Genomic DNA, 20,315 nt, shown 5'->3' with positions numbered 1-20,315 from the left:
TGTAGGTTAGTGGGTTTTGAACGCGGCTGCGGACTGGGCAAGCTCCTCGGCAAGCTGGGCCAGGGACTGGCAGGTCGCTGCCGTCTCTTCCGATGCGGCGGCTGATTCTTCACTAGAGGCCGCAATGGATTCAACCGAATTCATCACTTCGGCCGCTTGAGCGGATTCCTCTTCGCAGGCCGCAGCAATTTCATTGACTTTGAGTGAAGACGTATTCACCATGCTGATTATTTGCTCAAAAGCCTGACTGGTCATCGAAGATTGCTCAACACTTTCGGCAACAGCCCGGACACTTTGTTTGGTGTTCTCCTGCATGGCTTTAATGATCTTGGTGATTTCCTTGGTTGCGTCACTGCTTCGTTCCGCCAGCTTGCGTACCTCGTCGGCAACAACCGCGAAGCCTCGGCCCTGCTCCCCGGCACGGGCAGCTTCAATGGCTGCATTCAGTGCCAGAAGATTGGTCTGCTCGGCAATATCGTCGATAACCTCAATGATATCGCCGATTTTGCGGGAGTCTTCTTCGAGCTGTGTCATCTGGTGATTCACGGCCTGCATTCCCTGCAGCGAGGTTTCCACCACATTACCGCCTTCGCGTGCTGTTCTTACCGTGTCATTGGACAGCTCGGCTGCTTCCTCCGCACTTACTGCTACTGAGTTGATGGCCAGGGACAGCTCTTTGAACAATTCGGTAATACTTGCGGACGCCGCGGATTGGCTTGTGCTGGTACTGGCAATTTCTTGTGTACTCGCGGAGATTTCCTCGGAAGAAGCGGCAACACTCTGCGAATTCATCACAATGCCATTAATCAGATCCTTCAAATTATTGACCATCCGGTTCAGCGCACCCGCCAGTTGTCCCACTTCATCCTTGGTTGTGATCTCTGCCTGTTGGGTCAGATTGCCGTTTGCCACCTCGGAAGCCAATCCCAGCATCACCATTAGAGGTCTTGAGATCGATCTGGCAATAAAATAACCAATAAGAATACTGACAATTACCGCGCCGATTACTACAGAGATGGTCAAGATCAGCGCGGACGAATACGCGTCTTGGGAGTGTTTGTTCGTTTCGTCTGCGAGCCGCACATTCTCATCAGTTAAACCATTCATATAGACAACGACTTTTTCTCCTTGCTGCGCCAGCTGCAATCTAAATCTATTAAATTCAGTGGGGTCGTCTTTCTCTGCTAAAATCAGCCCCTGGCTAAACATTTTCATGTAAACCTCATACTCTTTATCAAAATTACCCAACAGTTCCTGTTCTTTCGGAGTAGTAGCAAGCGTCCGGTAATTGTCAATGTACTTCTCAATTTCCCCGATTGCTTTTTCAATCTGTTCCTTGTATCCGGATATTTCTTCAGCCGCTGTGGCAATGCTCATATCCCGCAGGAATACTCTAATAGCCTGGTACTTGATTTGGGCAGCCGATAAATCCCGGACTGAAATCAGATTGTTGTTGTACATCTCTTTCATATTCCCGTTCGAACTGCGCAGCGTAAAGATCGAGAACACGCCAAGTCCCGCAAGAATCAAGGATACAATCAAAAACGCGGAAATGATTTTTGTTGCTGTTTTCAAATTACCGAACCATTTCATTTGAACTCCCCCTAAGGTTAACATCGTTTCGTCCAGCTGATGGACATGCCTGCCTGCTTACCCCAGCGTGCCATCAAGACATCTTAGCTATCTTTCGACATTTTTCGCGATACTATTAATAGTTAATTTTTACTATGGTAAAATCAATTCAATTCCCCCATTTAACCTATTGTGCATCCCATATGTATATTGTAAGCGATTACAATTAAACCAAACAAATCCCCTTTAGCATGCTGCAACATCCTAAAGGCGATTCGAGAAGCTCCTTACCTATGCACCAGCCGGTAATAAGGCAGTGTCAGCGACGGCTTGAAGCCCAGCTTCTGTGCCAGATGATAAGACCCCTGATTCTCCAGGCGGCAGGCCCATACCGGCTCCAGACGATGGTCGAGGCAATAATCGATCAACGCGGCGCATACGGTAAATGCATACCCTTTTCCCCGTGAAGCTTCCGCTGTCTCTATCCCGATTTCGAGCTGATCCGCCGTGATACAGGACGAAAACGCAGTAGAAGCAACTCCGCCATCCTCCAGAATACTGTAGCCGGCGCCTTCAGCCACAAAATGTTCTTCATCCCGCCAAAAAAAACGCGGAAGCACTGAACCGGTCTGAGCAAAAAAATGCTCTTTTCCCGTTCGTACCAGGTCTGCTTCCTGCTTGAAGAACTGCGCGCGGGCTGCGAAATAGGCTTCATGGTCTAAACGGAAGTTCACTCTGGTATTCTTCTGTATTGCCCGCTGATCGTCCTGTTGAGCCCCCCTGCCGCTTACCGGCAATGCGCTGTTATGCACAGCAGCTATAGCATCGATCCGTTCACTCCATGCTCCGGCCGGATCACCCTGCAGCCACTCCGCCTGTACCCGCTTTTCCGCTCTGTCCGTTATGTAATCCGATAACCAGTGATAAAAGTCCGGGGCCGCAGCATTTCCATAGACCAATGACATTCCATAAGGGTGGACCACATAGAACGCACCCGGCTTAGCTTTGCTGTCGGCATACACTTTCCCCGGAATATGCTGCTCCAGCACAGCCCTGGCAAAAAGTGTGTTGATTTTCACTTCATCCAGCGCGGGCAACCCTTTGTAATAGTCTTGAACCTCCAGTTCAATCATCTTTTAGCCCCTTCCAAGAAATCAATAATTTTCCTCAGTATACTATAATCTTATTTGCACTATGAGTTGGAAAGTTTGGCGAAACACGTCTCATATCTAGCAATAATGGGATTAAAAAACAGCCTTACACCGTTAATCGTATGTTATAATACATTCAGCAATTTCTATGAATTTAGTTCTATTGAAAATAAGATCTGACTTGAAAGGATATACGCGATGATTATTCCAGCTCCAGAAGTGAATTTTACAGCTTCCCCTTTGTATAATCCCAGCCTCAAAAATGTGGTCATTCTCGCCACCGGCGGTACCATTGCCGGCAGCGGCGAAGCGCATAAAACCTTAAATTACGAGCCTGGTGCTCTGTCGATACAGGATTTGCTGGACAGTGTCCCCCATCTTGAACGTGTAGCCAATTGTGCAGGAGTACAGGTCAGCAATCTGTGCAGCGCCGATATAACCAGTGAACACTGGCTCACCCTGGCGGCCCTGATCAACACCCTGGCACTCCGTGAAGATGTGCATGGTTTTGTGATCACACACGGCACGGATACTCTGGACGAAACGTCGTACTTTCTTAACCTGGTGATCAAAACGGACAAACCGGTCATCATCACCGGCTCCATGCGCCCGGCTACGGCTATCAGTCCGGATGGACCGCTGAATTTGTACCAGTCGGTAGCTCTGGCGGCCAACCCGGAAGCTTCCGGCCAAGGAGTCATGGTTGTGTTTGCCGAAGGGATCTACAGCGGCCGGGATGTGCAGAAGGTCAACACCTTTAAGGCTAATGCCTTTGATGAACGGGATTTTGGATGTCTTGGCTATATGCGGGACAGCGAGGCTTTTTTCTACACTAGATCGCTCAAAAAGCATACCACCGCCGCCCAGTTCGATATTTCTGCCCTGGAACAGCTGCCGCAGGTGTCCGTGGCCTATTTCCATGTCGATGCTGATCCGGGAATTCTGGATTATCTGGCTACCCTCTCCAAAGGCATTGTCATTGCCGGAGCAGGCGGAGGCATCTACAGCAAGCCCTGGATCGACAAAGTCGGCGAGCTCAAAAATAACGATATCCCCGTTGTCCGCTGCTCGCGGATTTCCAGCGGCATTACGCTGAAGGATTCCTATATCGACCTGTCTGCCAATTCGATTCCCTGCAACAGCCTGGTGCCGCAAAAGGCACGAATCCTGCTCTCGCTGGCGCTGACCCAAACAACGGGTTATGAGGAAATCGCTGCCATGTTCAACGAATACTAAGCTCTACAACAGCAAACCGCCCGTGAACGCTCACGGGCGGTTTGCTGTATATTCACGCAGAATGTGCAGCAGGAAATTCAAGTGAGATGAGGGCTCCCCCGGAATTGCGGTTGTCCGCCTGTATCCTTCCGCCTCCGCGCTCCACAATTGCCCGCGAGATCGCAAGACCCAGGCCGGCTTCCCCATCCTTGCCTTTGACAAAACGGTGGAACAGCGCAGGCAGCAATTCCTCCGGAATCCCTGGACCATCATCCGCAACTTGCAGAATAATCCTTCCGCTTGTTCTGGCAGCTTGAATTTCAATAGAACCGCCTGCATACCGTGCAGCATTGTTGAGCACATTCAGAAGGGCCTGCAGCAGCTTGTCGCGGTCGGCAGCAACTATCAAAGGTCCTCCAGAATATGCAGTACGCAGTACGAGATTCCTTTTAACCAGCAAAGGGTTGATCCGCTCTACCGCATCCTCCAGCAGCTCCTGCAGACAGACCTCTGCGGGCCGGTAAATATCCTCTTCACTATCCAGCTTAGCCAGCAGCGTCATCTCTGTAACCAGATTCCGCAGGCGGCTGGTCTCACCGAGGATAATATCCAGTCCTTTCACAACCGCTTCGCCTTCAAATACGCCATCCCGAATCCCTTCCGCATAACCCGAGATGGACATCAGCGGAGACTTTAGCTCATGGGAGGCATTCTGAAAAAACTGCTTCTGCACCCGGTTGAACCGGTTCAGCTCTCCGGCCATTTCATATACGGTTTCTGCAACGGCTCCGATCTCCCCGCCGGCCTTGATCAGTCCGACCTCGGAGAAACGGCGGCTTTTAACTTTTTTGAGTTCCTCACGCAGGCGGATCAGCGGATTAATCATTTTGCGAGTAATGAACAGGCTGAACAAGAGCATCAACGCAGCGCCTGCAGCAAATACGAGAATCATTCTTTTTAGGAGCGCCTGCTCAATCGTCTTTATTTTGCTCATAGGCGTCAGCAGTGTCAGCTTGCCTTGCGGAATCGCATTGACTTGAACAAGGAACCGGGAATCCTCGCCGCTCCATATACTCTGCATGTTTGTTGTCTGGACAGCCCTCGCTTGAGCTGCGATTCCGGACGGAGCAGCCAGCGCAGGGACGCTGCCGGATACAATATTCCCCTGCTGATCGCTGACAATCGCCGCCACGTCCGTAGAAGCTGCAGGATAGGGAACAGAAACAGCTGAAGCAGGTACCGCAGTCTCCAAATAAACATCAGGCTGAGTTGCCAAAGTGGCTGTCATTGATGCGCCCAGCGTACGCAGCCCTTCCCGCTCCACGCCTATAAAATGATCCAGCAGAACATAATGAATCAGCACAGCGGTAATGGAAAGAACAAGGATCATGGACGCTGCAAAAGCCAAGTTGATCTGATGAACCAGCTTCATTTTCATTCCTGCACCTGCCCTTCCCGCATGCGGTAGCCATGTCCCCAGACGGATTCCAGCGGCAGGCCGTCAATCTTTTTGCGCATCCGTTTAATGAGATGATCCACTGCCCGGTCGCTGCCGAAATAATCATCCCCCCATACATAGGACAGCAGCTCCTCCCGGGTAAACGCCCGGTTCGGATGCTCCGCGAACACCTTCAGCATCTGGAACTCCTTGCTCGTCAGCTCTACTTCTGTCTTGTCCCAGAACACACGCCGCTCCTCCGGCATGATCTGGAGCCTGCCAAGCATGATCTTCATCTCTTCCGCCCGTTTGCCTGTATCGAGTCCTCCGTCTTGACCCAGCTTGTCCCAGCGCTCCAGCTGCCGCTTGATGCGGGCCACCAGCTCCCGGGGACTGAAAGGCTTCACCAGATAGTCGTCGCTGCCCAGCTCGAAGCCGAGGATTTTATCGACCTCGTTATCTTTGGCAGAGATCATGATGATCGGCACTTCAGCTTCATCCCGAATTCTCCGGCACAGCTCGTAGCCATCCATACCCGGCAGCATAATATCCAGCACCCACATATTCGGCGGGCTGCTTTTCCAGAACTCTAGCGCCTCTTCAGCACTTCCCAGGCCCACAGTACTGTAATTCTCCTTGTGCAAATATGCCTCGACTAAATGGCGTATATTCTCATCATCCTCCACAATCGCAATCACGGCATTGTTGTTCATCGCATAGACCTCCAGGGGTTTCTCTGCTTCATTATATCAAGCCCTGCGGGCAGGGAGAGGAATGCCATTCTTTTTCCACAAAGCCACCAATATTGTGCCACAGCCGCCCGGTATAGTTAGGCCTGTAAGACAAACCACAAACAAGGAGTGTTAAGAACATGAACTACAACTTGAAGCTGAGAAAAATCGCCCTCTCCACCCTGCTGCTCTCCGCAGTAGCCAGTCCGGTATTCGCAGATGCAGGTAACGGAACACCAACAGACGGATCAAAGAGCACGGAAACCTCTGTTACAGCGAGCGCGGTTAAACCAGTCGATTCGATTTTTATCACAGCTGCATTTCCGGGACTGCTGGACCTGGTCGCAACCTATGCACCGGATACCGCGCAAGAATGGAAGGATGTTCTGGCCAAATACGAAAAAATTACCGGGCTTACCGCGGTTGTTACTAATCACCCGCAGGTTGTGCATGCGATTCCGCTGCCCGATGGGGATGCTTCGTCAAATCCGCAGGCAAAAACTATTGTTATAGGTCAGGCAGTTGCTGCGACTCCTGGAGTGAACCCGGATAATCTGATCCCTGCCCCTATTGCCCTAGAGCGTACTGAGAATGGTAAGCATAAAGCGGTGTCTGCTGCCATCGATGTAAGTGAAAGGGGAACTGCAACAATAATTGAGGCCGCAGCACCTTCCGTTGCAGATATTGCCTTCATTACAGCACAGACTGAACTGTCCGAAGCCATTGAGTCCAAGGATGCCGCTGCGATTAAGCAATCCCTGAATGAGCTGCTGAAACAGTACAAAATACTGGTCAGCCAGCTTGAAGGTATCGAGCCCACGAGTAAGAGCTAAGCCATTTAAAAAAACAAAAGCAGATTAAGGCCGGGTACCTTAATCTGCTTTTTGTGCTATTAACAGCTGCTGCTCTCCTTTCCCCTGCTATGCTGCATTCCACTATCCAGGCCGCCTCTATTTCCCTGGCCGGATCATCCGCATCTGCTGCGTCAAAATCCGGCGAATTTCAGACGCTGATCTGCGTACAACTTAGAATAAAACAGCAGTTGCTTCCGGTGTAAAAGCCTTAATCTCGTCTATCCGTCCTTCGCGTATTTTCTTGGCCCAAGCCGGATCGCCGAGGAGTGCACGGCCTACGGCGATAAGATCAAATTCTTGACGCTCCAGCCGTTTCAGCAGCTCTTCCAGCCCATGCGGGGCCGCCTCTCCACCTTCTACCGGGTCGTCCTCCATCCCGACGGAGCCAACTGTAATCGTTGTTTTCCCGCTAAGTTTCTTTACCCATCCGGCCAGGCTAAGCTCTGAACCTTCGAATTCCGGGTCCCAGAACCGCCGCGCCGAGATATGGAATATATCCACCCCTGCCTGGACCAGCACATTCAGGAATTGCTCCAGCTGTTCCGGGGTATCCACCAGCTTCGCAGCGTAATCTCCCATTTTCCATTGGGACAGCCGCATAGAGATCGGATAATCCGGCCCCACAGCAGCGCGGACGGCCTGCACAACCTGAACAGCGAATTGGGTACGCTTGAGGAAATCACCGCCATAGCGGTCTGTCCGCTGATTGGTTTTTTCCCAGAAGAACTGGTCGATCAGAAAACCGTGCGCACCATGAAGCTCAACACCGTCAAAACCAATCTCCTTGGCATTCGCTGCCGCATTGGCAAAAGCCTGAATAACGTCCGCAATTTCTTCTTCTGTCATGGGCTCACTCACTTGATTTCCTTCCATATCCAGCCCCGAAGGGCCAATAGAAGGTGCTTCCGGGAAGGGCTCAGCTCCCATTGGACGAATCATTCCCATATGCACAAGCTGCGGAACAATAGTCCCTCCGGCTTCATGCACCTGCCGGACAACTTCTCTCCAGCCGTTCATAGCAGCTTCCCCATAGATGCTCGGCAGTCTCGGTTCACTGCTGGCGGCCGGGTGGTCAATAACCACGCCTTCCGTGATAATAAGCCCCACCTCATTCTCCGCGCGGCGGCGGTAATACGCGGCGACATCCTCTCCGGGAACACCCCCGGGTGAAAAAGCCCGCGCCATCGGCGACATTACGATCCGGGTAGGTATAGTCAATCTATGAACCTTATACGGTTCAAACAAGGCTTTCAGTGAATGAATGTGCTGCTGCTGGTTGCTCAAGGACAACGCCTCCTAAATGTTTTGTATGCCTAGGCATCAATGCAATAATTGATTCCCGGCGGGATATGAAAGCAAGTGTAACAAGCAGCTGACCGCCCTTCAACCAACAATCCGCCGGATTTGTCGCTTAAGCAAAAGCTCAAAGAAACTGTCGCACGCAAAGAAATCAATTGTTGTCCAAACCACAGATGTTTATAATAAGGAGGGATATTTTCCAGTATGAAAGGAGGGTTCAGAAGATGGCCAGTGTGCTTCCTCCCAACCCCAAAGATCCGCGCGTCATCCGGACACGGCAATTAATTCTGGACGCCTTCATCCGGCAGTTAAACAGCAAGGACTTCAACTCCATAACGATCAGTGATATAACCAGCAGCGCTACTATTAACCGTGCTACGTTTTATGCGCATTTTCCGGATAAATATGCACTGCTTGAAGCCATGCTCTTGGAAGCTTTCAGCCGGCTTGTGCTTGGTAGAATTGATGCAGAGGCACCTTTGACAGAGGAGTCGCTTCAGAAGCTTATCATTGCCTTGTGTGATTATCATGAATCAAGCCGCCATTGCGTTAAGAAATACGATTCAGTAGCCCTGATGATTGAAGAAAATATTAAGCTCCAGCTGGAGAATCTCCTGCTTCAACTACTCTCTAGAGCAGCAGACACTGCGGATCTGAAAGAGATAACAACGGCAGCAACCATGATAAGCTGCTCGGTTTATGGCTTAACCTACCGCTGGAATTTGGAAGGAAGACAAGAATCCCCGGCAGCCTTGGCCCAAAGAATAGTGCCGATGATTTCGGGTGGAGTCCCCTTCCTGTATCCCCTGGGCAATCATGCGGGAATGCAGAGGTACGAATGAAGAGATTAGTGATTATTACTGTCGGGAAAACACATAGCGGGAAAACTACTTTTGCCCAAAAATTAGAGCAGCAACTGTACAACTCAGTCGTAATTGACCGGGATACCCATGCTGAATTTATCAACACCTTTTATAAGAGCATGCTGCCAAAACAAGGTGCCAATACGCTTAAAAACGCCATCTCCCGGACGATTGTTGATTATGCAGTCCATGAAACCGGTTTGCATCTCATCTTATGCAACGCTAATCGCGGCCGCACAGGCCGTTTGGATTTGCTAGAATATTTTCAACTCAAAGGTTTTGTGCGTATACTTGTTCATTTTGATATTCCCGATCAGGTTCTTGAAGCCCGAATAGCCTGCAGTCAGCGGAGTACAGCTATTTTCAGGAGTGCTTCTACTTTTGAAGAAGTCCTTCTCCGGCAGCAAGCCGAGACAGATCATGGCGATGTTATTGCACCGGCAGAAGACGAAGCGGACTATTTGTTTGTGATCAGGGATAGTAATGAAGTTCCGGCTACTTTGCAAAAAATTGTGGATCTTGCTCAAAGGTTGTGAGGGAGGGGCGCTTCCCCATTCCATCCATCTCCCTCAGCTCCGTCGTGGCATATCCAAGTGGAAAAAGGGAACTTAATTACTCCCTATCCCGTTTCCCGACAAGCTTTAGTGGGAAAAAGGACAACTAATCCGGCCGATTTCTCACCGAACCGGTGAATTCACTAAAAATAACTCTACTAATTCCCACTATTTCCTCTGTTGAGCGCTTATGAGGCAAATTTAAGCTCACTAATTCCACTTCACTTTCCCGCAGATTCCTGTCTCCTCCCCTTCAACCTTTCGAACACCAAGGCCCTCTGCAAATCACAGGTAACAGTAAATCATGAGTTCCTAATCAGCATAAAAAAGGCACGCACATTTGTACGCACCTCTTACGCTGACCATGCTCCTGCCCCCCACCTTTTTACTTTACTTGCTTTTTTTCCACACCTTCTAATGTCCCACTCCTTTTGTTGTCCCCGCTCTTTCTACTGTCCGCACTCCTTTTACTGTCCCCACTCCTTTTACTGTCCGCGCTCCTTCTACTGCCCCCGCTCCCTCTTCCCTTCCAGCTCTTCTGCGGCCTCCATCTGCACCCTTGCCGCAGGCACCTGCAGTGGCCGTCTCCGATACCTGCCGGATGCCCTGGCCTTCCGTAGGGCTGCGAGCGCATAGATTCCTGCAAACAACACAACAAACATCACCCCCGCAGCGAGTCCTCCGCCCTGTCCGGGGATCAGCGGCATGCTGGCCAGAATCGCCACCAGGCTTAATATGGCAATCCATGAGGTGTAGGGATACCCGCGCAGCCCATGCTGATTGATCAGCGGACCGCCATGGCGCTTGCGCAGCCGGTAGTGGCTGGCCATGATAATGACATAGGAGAACAGCAGCGAGAAGCCGCCGGAGCTGACCAGAAAAAGATATACGCCCTGCGGCAGCAGCATTCCGAGCCAGAGTCCTGCCAGCATCGCGCCGCCGGAGATCAGGATTCCCCGGTAGGGAATGTCTGTATGATCCCGCATCCAAGCGGGAGTATGCCCTTCTTCTGCCAAGGAGCGGAGCATCCGGCCCAGGCCGAATACCGAAGCCAGCATGGTGGACAGGATAGCGGATACCAGGACAATATTCATGGCCGTCCCGGTCCAGCCAAGTCCGTATAGGCTTAGCGCCGTCACGAATGGACTAACCTGCTCGGATACCTGTGCGGGGGGCAGCAGCAGGAACAGGGCAATGATGGCTGCCAGATATAATCCAACCAGGAGAATAATGGTATACCGGATCGCCCTCGGGATCGTTACGCCCGGAGTCCCTGTCTCCGATGCCGCCAGTCCAAGCACCTCGAAGCCTGCGTAGGTAAACATGACCATCAGCATGCTTCCGGCGATTCCGGCAATCCCGCCCGGAAATAAGCTCTGCCCGCGCACAACATCAAGGCCTACCGCGCCAGCGCCTCCCGTGCCGAAGCCTGCGATCAGAGCCGCAGCAATCAGCACAAAAGCGGCAATGGCAAGCAGCTTAAATGCAGCAAGTCCGCTCTCCAGCCTGCTCAGCCGTTTGGCGCCCAGCAGGTTGAGCAGCGTCACCCCCGCGATGATCCCCGATCCAAGCAGCACAAGCGGCAAAGCGGGAAACCAGCCGCGCAGCAGGATGGACACCGCCGTAGCTTCACTGGACATTGCAAGTACAAGGCCTGTCCAGTAGACCCATCCGACCGTGAAGCCCGCTCCCCGGCCAAAAGCCTGCTCGGTATAGGTCCGGAAGGACCCCGACACCGGATTCGACACCGTCATCTCCGACAGTGCGGACAGGATGAAATATACGAGTATGCCTCCAATGACATAGGACAGCAGCACAGACGGCCCTGCCGCCCGGATCGCCACTGACGAGCCCAGAAAAAATGAGCCGCCAACCACCGTTCCCAGCGCAAGCATCGTCAGCCCCCACACCGATAGTCCTTTTTCCTCTTTCCCCATACAGCTGCCTCCCCGCTCTTTTTATGGAGAGTATCTGCAATAAGCGGGGAAATTACCCATGGAAATTTACAGCTGCCGGCTCGAAGACGTTATGTCCATAAGAAGTTTTGGCACCTTCAGGCTATTGAAACATCGTTACGCAGTTCCTGCCTTGAGCTTTGGATTGGTACAGCGCATCATCGCCAAGCTTATAAATATCCTCTTCACGGACATTATCCACATAGACGGCAGCGACACCAATCGATACCGTGATGATTCCATAATCCGTGCTAAGCGCATGCTCTATCCGCAGGTCGGCAATGCTCCTCCGGATGCTCTCGGCATATTCACGCGACTGGCGGGGGGTGAGGCCGCTGACGATGATACCGAATTCCTCACCGCCGAGCCGGAAGGCATACCCATTGGCACGCGCAGCCAGCTCCTGGAGCAGGGTTCCGACCCGCCGCAATACCGAATCGCCTTCATAATGGCCATAGGTATCATTGTATTTTTTGAAATAGTCAATATCGAGCATCAGATAGGTCAGATGCCGCTTGTACGCTGCAGCCTGCTCCACTTCCTCCAGGAACAGCTTGTTGAAATATCTGCGGTTATACAGGCCAGTCAGCTCATCGGTGATGGATATCTGTTCGATCAGCTCAATGTACTTATTCAATTCCTCGTTGTTCAGCTCCAGCTCCCTGGTGCGCTCTGCGACCAGCTCCTCCAGATGCTCTTTATGCCGCAGCAGCTCCTGCTCCGCCTTTTTCCGTTCCGTGATATCCTTGACGGTGCCCTGTATGGCCGGCCGGTTATTATAGTTGATCCGTGTGACCTTATGGATGACAATCACCTCACGGATCTGATCCTTGTGGAGTAATCTCGTTTCATATTCAAAAGGGACCTGCTTCCCTTCCACCCGGCGGGTATAATAATGTGTCACCTTCTCCCGCTCCGCAAGACTGACGAATTTCTCAAAAGGCTGCCCCACCATTTCTTCAGCCTCATAGCCGAGCATCTGCGCCAAAGCCTCATTGACATATCTGCAGATTAAATCCTGGGTTATAAAAATACCGTCCTGCATGTTATTGACCAGCTCGCGGTATTTCTCCTCCGACCGCTCCAGCTCGGAATACAGCGTCGCATTTTCCAGTGAAAAGACCATTTCCCGGGACAGCAGGTTGATAATCTTCATCCGCTCCTTGGTGAACACGCCCGTCACCAGGTTGTTTTCCAGATAAATGACCGCAATGGTCTTGCTTTGGTTGATCAGAGGCATGCAGACCACCGATTTAGGCCGGTGTTTCACAATATAAGGTTCATTGACGAATGGAGTTTCAGAAAAAGCATCGTTGTAGATCACACTCTCACGGCTCTCTTCCACCTGCTTCAGAATAGCATAAGGCAGATGATCGTACCTGGTCCGGTCGTGCACCGCTACGGTGATTCTGTCCTCCTTCGGACGATATTCGCCTTCCACAAGCAGATTCGTCTTGGAGGTCATAAGGATGCAGCCTCTTTGCGCTCCGGCATTTTTGATGACGATTTCCATCAGGGCCTCCAGCAGATTGCTCAGCCCGATTTCCTTGGAGATGGCCTGCGAGGCCAGCAGCATAGAGTTAATGTCCAGACTTTCCGTATAATCCGTAACGGTCCGGCCATGCAGGAACTCCTTGGTGCTGATCCTTCTGATCAGATCCGGGTACTGCTCGTGCATAAAGGCAATTTTCCCCTTCGCCCCCCAGACCGAATAATAATATTCTGACTGCCTCAGCAGATAGCCGGCGAATTCCTTGAAGTCCTTCTGGTAATAAAACCGGGCGGCCAGCTCACTGGTCAGCGCCTTGTACCGCACGAAGCTGCCCTGCTCGCTGGCCTCGATGGCACAATCGTAATACTGTCCCGCTTCATCGTCCCTGCTAGCGATCCTTGCCCATTCCGCCTTCATCAGCATCTCGTGCTGGCGGAAGGTTTCCGGGGCGTGTCTGGCCCATTTACGGACCCTGCGGTATTCCTTGCGCATTCTGGCCTTGGCCTGTCTCTTCCGGCTGGCGCCTAAATCCTTATAGGCATATGCCAGGTTCAAGAAGGTGTAGAGGGCGAACTCCTCCATAAAAGCAGAACCGGCAAGCGTGCCGATGATCGGGTAAGCTTTGTCGATACAGGCCAGTGCCTCGCTATAGTTCTCATAGGTGAAGAGAAGCTTCATTTTATAAATATAATAAATGGCAATTCCTGAATAATATTTGGCGGCTTCCAGCTCCCTCAGATAGGACGCTTCACTAAAATCTGCGCTGTCAAAGGAAAGGCGGTTATCCAGCTCCCCTGCCAGATTCAGCAGATATTGGCGGGACAGCTGCGCGGTCGCCAGGGACTCTTTGTATTTCGTATTTTCGATCATGGCGATCATTCTGGAGCTTTCCTGCAGATTCGCCGCAATATCCATCCCCGGATTCCAGAGATTCACATAGAAGCAGGAATGGGCCAGATAGAGGAGATCTCCAGTCCGCAGGCTGGCATCTATAGAGGTGGTAAACCACTCCTGCAGGGTGTCCCAAGGCTCAGTCCACGTGTGGCAGAACAAGGTGTATAATACATACGCTGCCCCTTTCCACTGCAGATCATTGAACTTGTCATTGATGCGGATCCCCAAACGCCCATAGTCAAAGGCTCCCTTGGAATCTCCAAAACCGGACAGCAGCATCGCATAGCCGATAAACGCAAGCGCTGACTCCGGAGCATTCCCATACTTCAGCGTCAGCCCCACCTTCTTCAGAACAACCAGCCCGAACAGGGATGTTTCTCCGGAAATAAAGGCCGGCGGAATAAAGTTGATCAGCAGCCGCATCACCAGCTTCATCTCCGGATCTTTCATCTCACCCGCTTCGAATATGTTCTCGGCGGTTCTTCCCCGCAGCGCGGTTTTGATCTTCACTAGCTCCCCCAGGACAGACGCCATCCCCACACGGGCAGGAATGGGAACACCCATTACAGCCAACCCCAGCCGGCCCGATGCTATAGATTCTTTCATCATTCCCAGGTACATATAGTGATTGGCCTGCATTTCGTAGATTTGGGCGAGGGCAAGCCGGTCGCTCGTATGCCGGATCAGCAGCGCACACGCCGAATCGGCCGCCTCCACCTGATGGGTCAGGTATCCGCATTCCGCATACAGCTGATAAATCTCCATCGTTTGCGGCCCATTCTCTTCCCAGGCTTCCTCCTTAAGGAGGCTGATATTCACTTCCAGCAGCTTAAAAGCCGAGTCATAACCAAAAGCTGCCTTAGCTTTCCGGGCGGCTCTTAGATTAACCCCGATGACTTGAGCGAAATCCTCCTTTGAGACCAGTCTGTCCAGTCCTTTATTCAGATGTGCGGCGATATCGACAAGAAAACCGTCCGCTTCCCCTGGAGCCAGCCGCTCCAGCAGCAGCCGGCCTATAGCCAGATGCAGAGCGCCGCTTTCACCGCTGTCAAGCATTTGGTAGAAGGCCTGCTGAATCCGGTCATGGGCAAATTTGAACCGGAGCTCCAGATTCCGCAGGGCTTCCTCCTCCGGCTCTGCCAGGAAGCCGGAAATCAGGCCATAGCGATGCTCTTCGGGTACAATGAATTCCTCCTCAACGGCTATTACAATGGCCTGGGCAACCACTGCAAGGGGTTCATCAGCAATCAGCGCCAATAGACCAAAATCAAATACATTTCCTACAGCAGCGCACAGCATCAGAATTCTCCGCACGTTCCCCGGCAGCTCCTGCTGCTTCAGCATCAGGAAATCCACAACGCTGTCGTTAACCGGCAGGCTGATGATCTGCTGCAGCTGCCAGTTCCAGCCTCCTGTAACCTCATCGAAATACAAATAACCGTTCTTGTACAAATCCTTCATAATTTCATTTACAAAAAAGGCGTTGCCTTTGGTCCGCTTAAAAATAACTTCTGTAAGCTCCTGCACGCGGAGGGGCGTAGTATAGAGGGTTTCAGCTACAAGGCAGCCTACTTTTTCTGCGCTCAAAGAATTCAAGACAATTTTGGCAACCTCGTGATTTTTCTCAACAGCAGCGATGACCCCGAACAGCGGATGGCCCTCATGGATTTCATGCTGGCGGTAAGAGCAGACGATAAGCACTTTGTGCAGCTGAGAGCCAAGCACCAGCTTCTCGACAAGCTGCAGACTGGAATAATCAGCCCACTGCACATCATCCAGAAACAGGACCAGCGGCCTCTCCTTATGGGTGATCCCTTCGATGAACCTGGCAAAAGTAAGATAGAACCGGTTCGTCTCTTCGGCCGGATTCAGCGGCTCCACCTCCGGCTGAACGCCAATCCAGCCAGCCAGCTCGGGGATCAGAGCGGCAATCAGATTGCCATTTCCGTCCAGCGCTTTGGTTAAGGAACGCTGGATATGCACCTTATACTCCTCATCCGGACTATCCATCAACTGGCTGATCATCCGCCGGAAAGCCTGGATAATTGCGCTATAGGGAATGTTTTGGTTGTACTGGTCAAACTTCCCCTCCGCAAACAGCCCCTTCTCCTGGCTGATGTGCCGGTGCAGTTCATGCACCAATGCGGTTTTGCCCACACCGGCCTCACCTGTCACCAGCATCAGCTGCGAGCTGGCCCTGACACTCCGGCGGAAAGCTTCCACGAGACGTCCAAGCTCCTGCTCCCGCCCGTATAATTTCTGCGGAATCCGGAAGATATTCATCCGGTCTTCTGCACCAACCACAAAGCTCTCCCGGCCAGCCAGACATTTCATCAGGTCGGCCTTAATGCCATATGCGCTGCGGTACCGGTCCTCCGAGGACTTCTCCATCAGCTTCATAATCACTGCCGACAGACTCTTTGAGACCCTGCCTCCGCTGGTCTTGTGAGGCGGCACCGCTTCTTTGGCGATAATGGAGTAGATCTGCTCCAGCATCTCACCGGCATCATAAGGCTTCGTTCCCGTCATCATCTCATAGAGAACGACTCCGAGGGAGTAATAATCGCTGCGGTAATCGATATTGCGGTTCATTCTGCCCGTCTGCTCAGGTGAAATATACAGCAGGCTTCCCTCCAGCACACCGCTGTTCTGGTAATCCCGTTTTTCCCTGGACAGCTTCACGGCAAGATCAAAATCAATGATCTGTACACGATCTTCTTCCCTGTTCCAGATGATATTGGAAGGTTTGATATCCTTGTGAATGACGCTCCGTTCATGGATCGCCCCAAGAATATCTACGATTCTCACCGCAAGCTGCAGCAGCGCCTCCTGATCCGGGGACTCCTCCGCCATAATCCGTTTCAGCGACCGGCCGCGGATATCCTCCAGCACCATGACATAAGATCCGTTGTGCTCCTCCAGCCTGCAGGGTCTGATGACACCCGGTATATTTGCACTAAGCTCCATAAGGAGCTTGTATTCCTGCTTAAAACGCATCACTTCTCCAGTTCCGCTAAACTCTGACTTAAGAACCTTCAGGATGACTGATTCACCGGTTAAGGGGTCGATGCTTCTGTAAATGGATTTTATATATTGATCGGAAATCGTTTCCACTATCTCATAATGGCCCAACGCAACCATACCCACTCCACCTTTAGCTCTGATCTCCCGTCACATCAATATCCGCATTAAATTTAAATATATAGGCGGCAATCAGCCAGATAATCCAGCAGTTCAGTCCAAAAAAGAGATACCCGAAATAGCCCAGAACCGGCATCTCGGAGAAAATATGAAATTTGTCCAGATAAGGGACAGAATATTTCCAGTAGTTGGGATTGGTCGGCAGGGAATCATGGAACCACTCGCTTCCGAAGTTCCAGAACTCCCAGAAAAATCCGTTAAACAACGTAGCAAGTCCAATCAGAATGACACTGGACCAGTCCCCGTTCTTGACCGGAGTAAAGGGCGTCCAGTAACCGGCAAGCGCCATGGCGGCAGAGAGCATTGGGACCAGCGCTACCCACAGCACCCAGAACAGCACATAAGGATAATACCCCATACCAAAGGCCAAAATCAGACCCAGCACATAATAAAGGATCAGAAACGCCCGGGAGACGTTAAATTTCGGGCCATTTTTGTAGCGGTTCCTGAATGCACTGAAGGTCTTGAGCAGCAGGTACCATTCAAAGATTGCAGGGAGCACCGTTGTATAGGAGAGAGAAAACCAGAACACATTGCCAAAGCCCGAGAATACTTTATCATTCGGGTAATACCAGTTCTCGATCACAAAAAAATTCAGATATTCAAAAGCAAACCAGCTGAAGCAGGACACTACAGCCAGCAGCTGCATGACATGAGGCTTGCGTGAAATGATGGACGCACCTTTATTTCTTTTGTACACCAGCCCGTCCAGAATTAAAATAAATGACCACCATAAGGGTACAAAGGTGTAATATTCGAGGGAAATGACCAGCTTGACCCGTGCCCACATCAGGAACCAGCTCAGAGCAAACACAGGCAGGCTCCACCAGAACCAGACCGGGAATGGGGTTGCAGCACCTTTCGGGGCAGCATTCTCGGTGATCCTTTTAAAGCCGAACCAGCGGGGAAACACCAGAATCAGCGTAATGACCAGCGCGACAATACAAGCCAGGGAAAAGTACAGCAGGCTGAAGCCAGGGTCGGCCTCCACTTTTTGTGCGGGAAAATCGCCATAGCCGGGCGGAAGCCCCTTCCACTTGGACAAGCTGCCAATCAAGGGGAGCAGAAAAATCAAAGCAAACGTCACAATCAGGAACAAGATCTTGTTTTTTCTCAGCATGGCCATAACCCCTCTTATGTAGAAAAAGTCGAGTTTGTTGATAACCGGAACTATTCGATGTCTGTCCAGATTATTCCTGCCTGGTTAGTTTGCCTTTCTACCCTTTTTCCGGCGGACCTGGCAGCAAACAAGCAAAAGACGCTCCAGATGCCAGGGATATGGCTGCGGAACGCCGGTTATATATGGGTTTGGTCCGATAATTCACCCAGGGCTGGCGCCATGAAACACTTCAGAATTAGCAGTATTTCCGGGTGCCCGAAGCAGTTTCACAGCATCGTCCCGGCCGGATGACCGCAGATGGCAGCTTTCACTAAATCGGCCCATCGTTACACCTCCACCACAGGATCACCGGGCTGTGTGCTCTTCTTCACATTCAGTCTTTAACACCGGGAGTCCTAAAAAGGCGGCATACCGTTCAGCGGCCTGCATAAGCTTCTCTTCCCATTTGTATTCCAGCGGTTCAAACGGGCTGAACTGTAGCTCAATGCCCTTTGTCTTGACGGTCCGTTTCCAGGTGCCGAGGATCTCGCCGCCCGCAGCAATCGTCGGCAGAAATACACCGTTATTGCCAGGAACAATGCGCGGTGCCGTCTCCGGTTCAAGCACAGCACTGCGGTCATTGTAGCCAAGAATATATTCATCAAAACCCGGCAGCAAATGAACCTCTTTTGAGGGGAGTTGTGTCCCGGCCGCAGGTGCCGCCGGCATCCAATACTCAGTGCCTGTAATGATTTCAGATAGGAGTTCAGGCTTTACTGCCTCAAGCCCTGCCCTGGCCTCCGTTAGCGTGATTCCGGCCCACCAGGCCAAATCCTTGACGGTCGCCGGTCCATGGGCTGTGAAATAGCGCAAGGCGAGCTCCGACAGTGATTCCCCGAAGGACAGCTCCCGGGAATGCTCGACCCACTTGTCGAGCAGGACAAAGGTCTGCTGTTTGCCGCTCCGGGGGCCGAAGCAGATCAGACCGCTGTACGCGCTGTGCCACAAAATATGATAGCCCCGCTGCCCATCGGTGCGGATGCCTTCGCCTTCAAGCAGGGCAAGCACATCGGGGCGCCGTATACTTCCGCCGTTCTTGAGTGCGTTATAGATGATTTTTCTCGACCGTTCCAACGCCCCTTCATCCAGCTCCAATTGCTCCATTCTTCGCACAGCTTGCTTGAGCAGGCGGGGCCCGCTCAGCTGAAGCAGCCATTTCACATCCTCCGGCGGCACACAATGAATCGTTCCGCGGAGTGTCCAGGTCAGCACAATCTTCCCTTCCGCGATCGCCCGTTCAACCCCGGCCAGCGTTGCTGAAGGCGTGCGCAGGCCGACCGCCCATACTGCCTGCAGATAATCCTGCGCCTGAAGCGCACCCAGTCTCCGGACAACTTCCTCCGGCTCAAGAGAGATCGGGCTGTTGATCAGCTGGTTAGCCAGCCTGCGGTGTGCGATGTTAGTATTCATCCTTCTAATCCCCTTTACCGGATACAGCCTAAGCTGGAATGGCCGCTTTCCGTACTATCCAATACTTTCCTCCAGTATATTGAAACCATCCGCAGCTTGTCCATCGGAAATCCGGCTGAAACCGATAAAGTTACAGCCGGGTACAGTTATACAGTTTAATTCAAAGAGCAGCGGGTGCCTGAAGTGATTGCACTTAGTGCAATAGATTGCTCCCATTCCAACGTAAAATCTCATTCTGTTGTATTTCGTATAATTGAATTCCAAAATTCCGGGCACAAAACACCTTTTTAGGAAATTCTGCTGTACTAAATGCAGCAGATGTGATTTCAAGGTAAAAATCAGTGGAATCTGCTGCACAAAATGCAGCAGATTTCGTCCAACTAAGTCCGCACGGACTCTCAGCAAGCGCTTGGCTCCACCACCGGGTGATGCGGACCGCCTGAGCCAAAATCAAAGGTACTTTTACCTCTCATCCCGCCAGTTCGCCCGCCTGCGCCAATATCAAAGGTATTTTTACCTCTCATTCC

Annotated in this window: 13 protein-coding genes; 4 read left to right on the top strand and 9 right to left on the bottom strand. The window is 51.8% G+C overall.

Going from position 1 to position 20,315, the window contains the following annotated elements; translation table 11 throughout:
• Positions 1 to 6 precede the first annotated feature (6 nt).
• Positions 7 to 1,593 (bottom strand): methyl-accepting chemotaxis protein, encoded by a 1,587-nt coding sequence (locus tag BLQ82_RS27900; protein WP_062521504.1) that lies wholly within the window; start codon positions 1,591 to 1,593, stop codon positions 7 to 9.
• A gap of 266 nt (positions 1,594 to 1,859) precedes the next feature.
• Entirely contained in the window at positions 1,860 to 2,705 is an 846-nt protein-coding gene (locus BLQ82_RS27895) for a GNAT family N-acetyltransferase (RefSeq protein WP_062521502.1), read from the bottom strand.
• Positions 2,706 to 2,921: 216 nt separating this feature from the next.
• Between BLQ82_RS27895 and BLQ82_RS27890 the strand changes: the two genes are divergently transcribed.
• Positions 2,922 to 3,959, top strand: coding sequence for an asparaginase (locus tag BLQ82_RS27890; RefSeq protein ID WP_062521500.1), 1,038 nt, complete (start codon positions 2,922 to 2,924; stop codon positions 3,957 to 3,959).
• Between the two features lie 52 nt (positions 3,960 to 4,011).
• Here BLQ82_RS27890 and BLQ82_RS27885 read toward each other — a convergent pair whose 3' ends face one another.
• Together BLQ82_RS27885 and BLQ82_RS27880 are read right to left on the bottom strand one after the other, a co-directional pair.
• A complete protein-coding gene (locus BLQ82_RS27885; RefSeq protein ID WP_244281031.1) occupies positions 4,012 to 5,376 on the bottom strand; it encodes a sensor histidine kinase in 1,365 nt (454 codons plus the stop codon).
• Entirely contained in the window at positions 5,373 to 6,089 is a 717-nt protein-coding gene (locus tag BLQ82_RS27880) for a response regulator transcription factor (RefSeq protein WP_062521499.1), read from the bottom strand. The genes BLQ82_RS27885 and BLQ82_RS27880 overlap by 4 nt, the downstream gene beginning before the upstream one ends.
• Before the next feature lie 158 nt (positions 6,090 to 6,247).
• Between BLQ82_RS27880 and BLQ82_RS27875 the strand changes: the two genes are divergently transcribed.
• Complete coding sequence (locus BLQ82_RS27875; protein WP_062521497.1) at positions 6,248 to 6,940, top strand: hypothetical protein; 693 nt, start codon at positions 6,248 to 6,250, stop codon at positions 6,938 to 6,940.
• Between the two features lie 192 nt (positions 6,941 to 7,132).
• On the opposite strand, the gene BLQ82_RS27870 is transcribed toward BLQ82_RS27875, so the two are convergent.
• The gene (locus BLQ82_RS27870) at positions 7,133 to 8,245 is read right to left on the bottom strand and encodes an NADH:flavin oxidoreductase (protein ID WP_062521495.1); all 1,113 of its coding nucleotides are present in this window, start codon (positions 8,243 to 8,245) and stop codon (positions 7,133 to 7,135) included.
• A 239-nt stretch (positions 8,246 to 8,484) separates the two neighbouring features.
• Here BLQ82_RS27870 and BLQ82_RS27865 point away from each other — a divergent pair, with 239 nt between their 5' ends.
• Both BLQ82_RS27865 and BLQ82_RS27860 read left to right on the top strand, forming a co-directional pair.
• Positions 8,485 to 9,102 (top strand): TetR/AcrR family transcriptional regulator, encoded by a 618-nt coding sequence (locus tag BLQ82_RS27865; RefSeq protein WP_062521493.1) that lies wholly within the window; start codon positions 8,485 to 8,487, stop codon positions 9,100 to 9,102.
• Entirely contained in the window at positions 9,099 to 9,659 is a 561-nt protein-coding gene (locus tag BLQ82_RS27860; protein WP_062521491.1) for an AAA family ATPase, read from the top strand. Before BLQ82_RS27865 ends, BLQ82_RS27860 begins: the two co-directional genes overlap by 4 nt.
• Positions 9,660 to 10,180: 521 nt before the next feature.
• On the opposite strand, the gene BLQ82_RS27855 is transcribed toward BLQ82_RS27860, so the two are convergent.
• The 4 genes from BLQ82_RS27855 to BLQ82_RS27840 form a co-directional block, all read right to left on the bottom strand.
• On the bottom strand, positions 10,181 to 11,614 hold the full coding sequence (locus BLQ82_RS27855; protein ID WP_074648732.1) for an amino acid permease: 1,434 nt from the start codon (positions 11,612 to 11,614) through the stop codon (positions 10,181 to 10,183).
• A 121-nt stretch (positions 11,615 to 11,735) separates the two neighbouring features.
• The gene (locus tag BLQ82_RS27850; protein ID WP_062521487.1) at positions 11,736 to 17,159 is read right to left on the bottom strand and encodes a diguanylate cyclase; all 5,424 of its coding nucleotides are present in this window, start codon (positions 17,157 to 17,159) and stop codon (positions 11,736 to 11,738) included.
• Positions 17,160 to 17,172: 13 nt separating this feature from the next.
• Positions 17,173 to 18,339: a hypothetical protein gene (locus BLQ82_RS27845; protein ID WP_062521485.1), complete on the bottom strand. Its 1,167-nt coding sequence runs from the start codon at positions 18,337 to 18,339 to the stop codon at positions 17,173 to 17,175.
• A 345-nt stretch (positions 18,340 to 18,684) separates the two neighbouring features.
• The gene (locus BLQ82_RS27840; RefSeq protein WP_062521484.1) at positions 18,685 to 19,788 is read right to left on the bottom strand and encodes a winged helix DNA-binding domain-containing protein; all 1,104 of its coding nucleotides are present in this window, start codon (positions 19,786 to 19,788) and stop codon (positions 18,685 to 18,687) included.
• Between the last annotated feature and the right edge of the window lie 527 nt (positions 19,789 to 20,315).

It is taken from the genome of Paenibacillus jilunlii (assembly GCF_900102965.1).
Lineage (GTDB): Bacteria > Bacillota > Bacilli > Paenibacillales > Paenibacillaceae > Paenibacillus_AQ > Paenibacillus_AQ jilunlii.
This window is presented reverse-complemented; position numbering and strand designations above follow the sequence as displayed.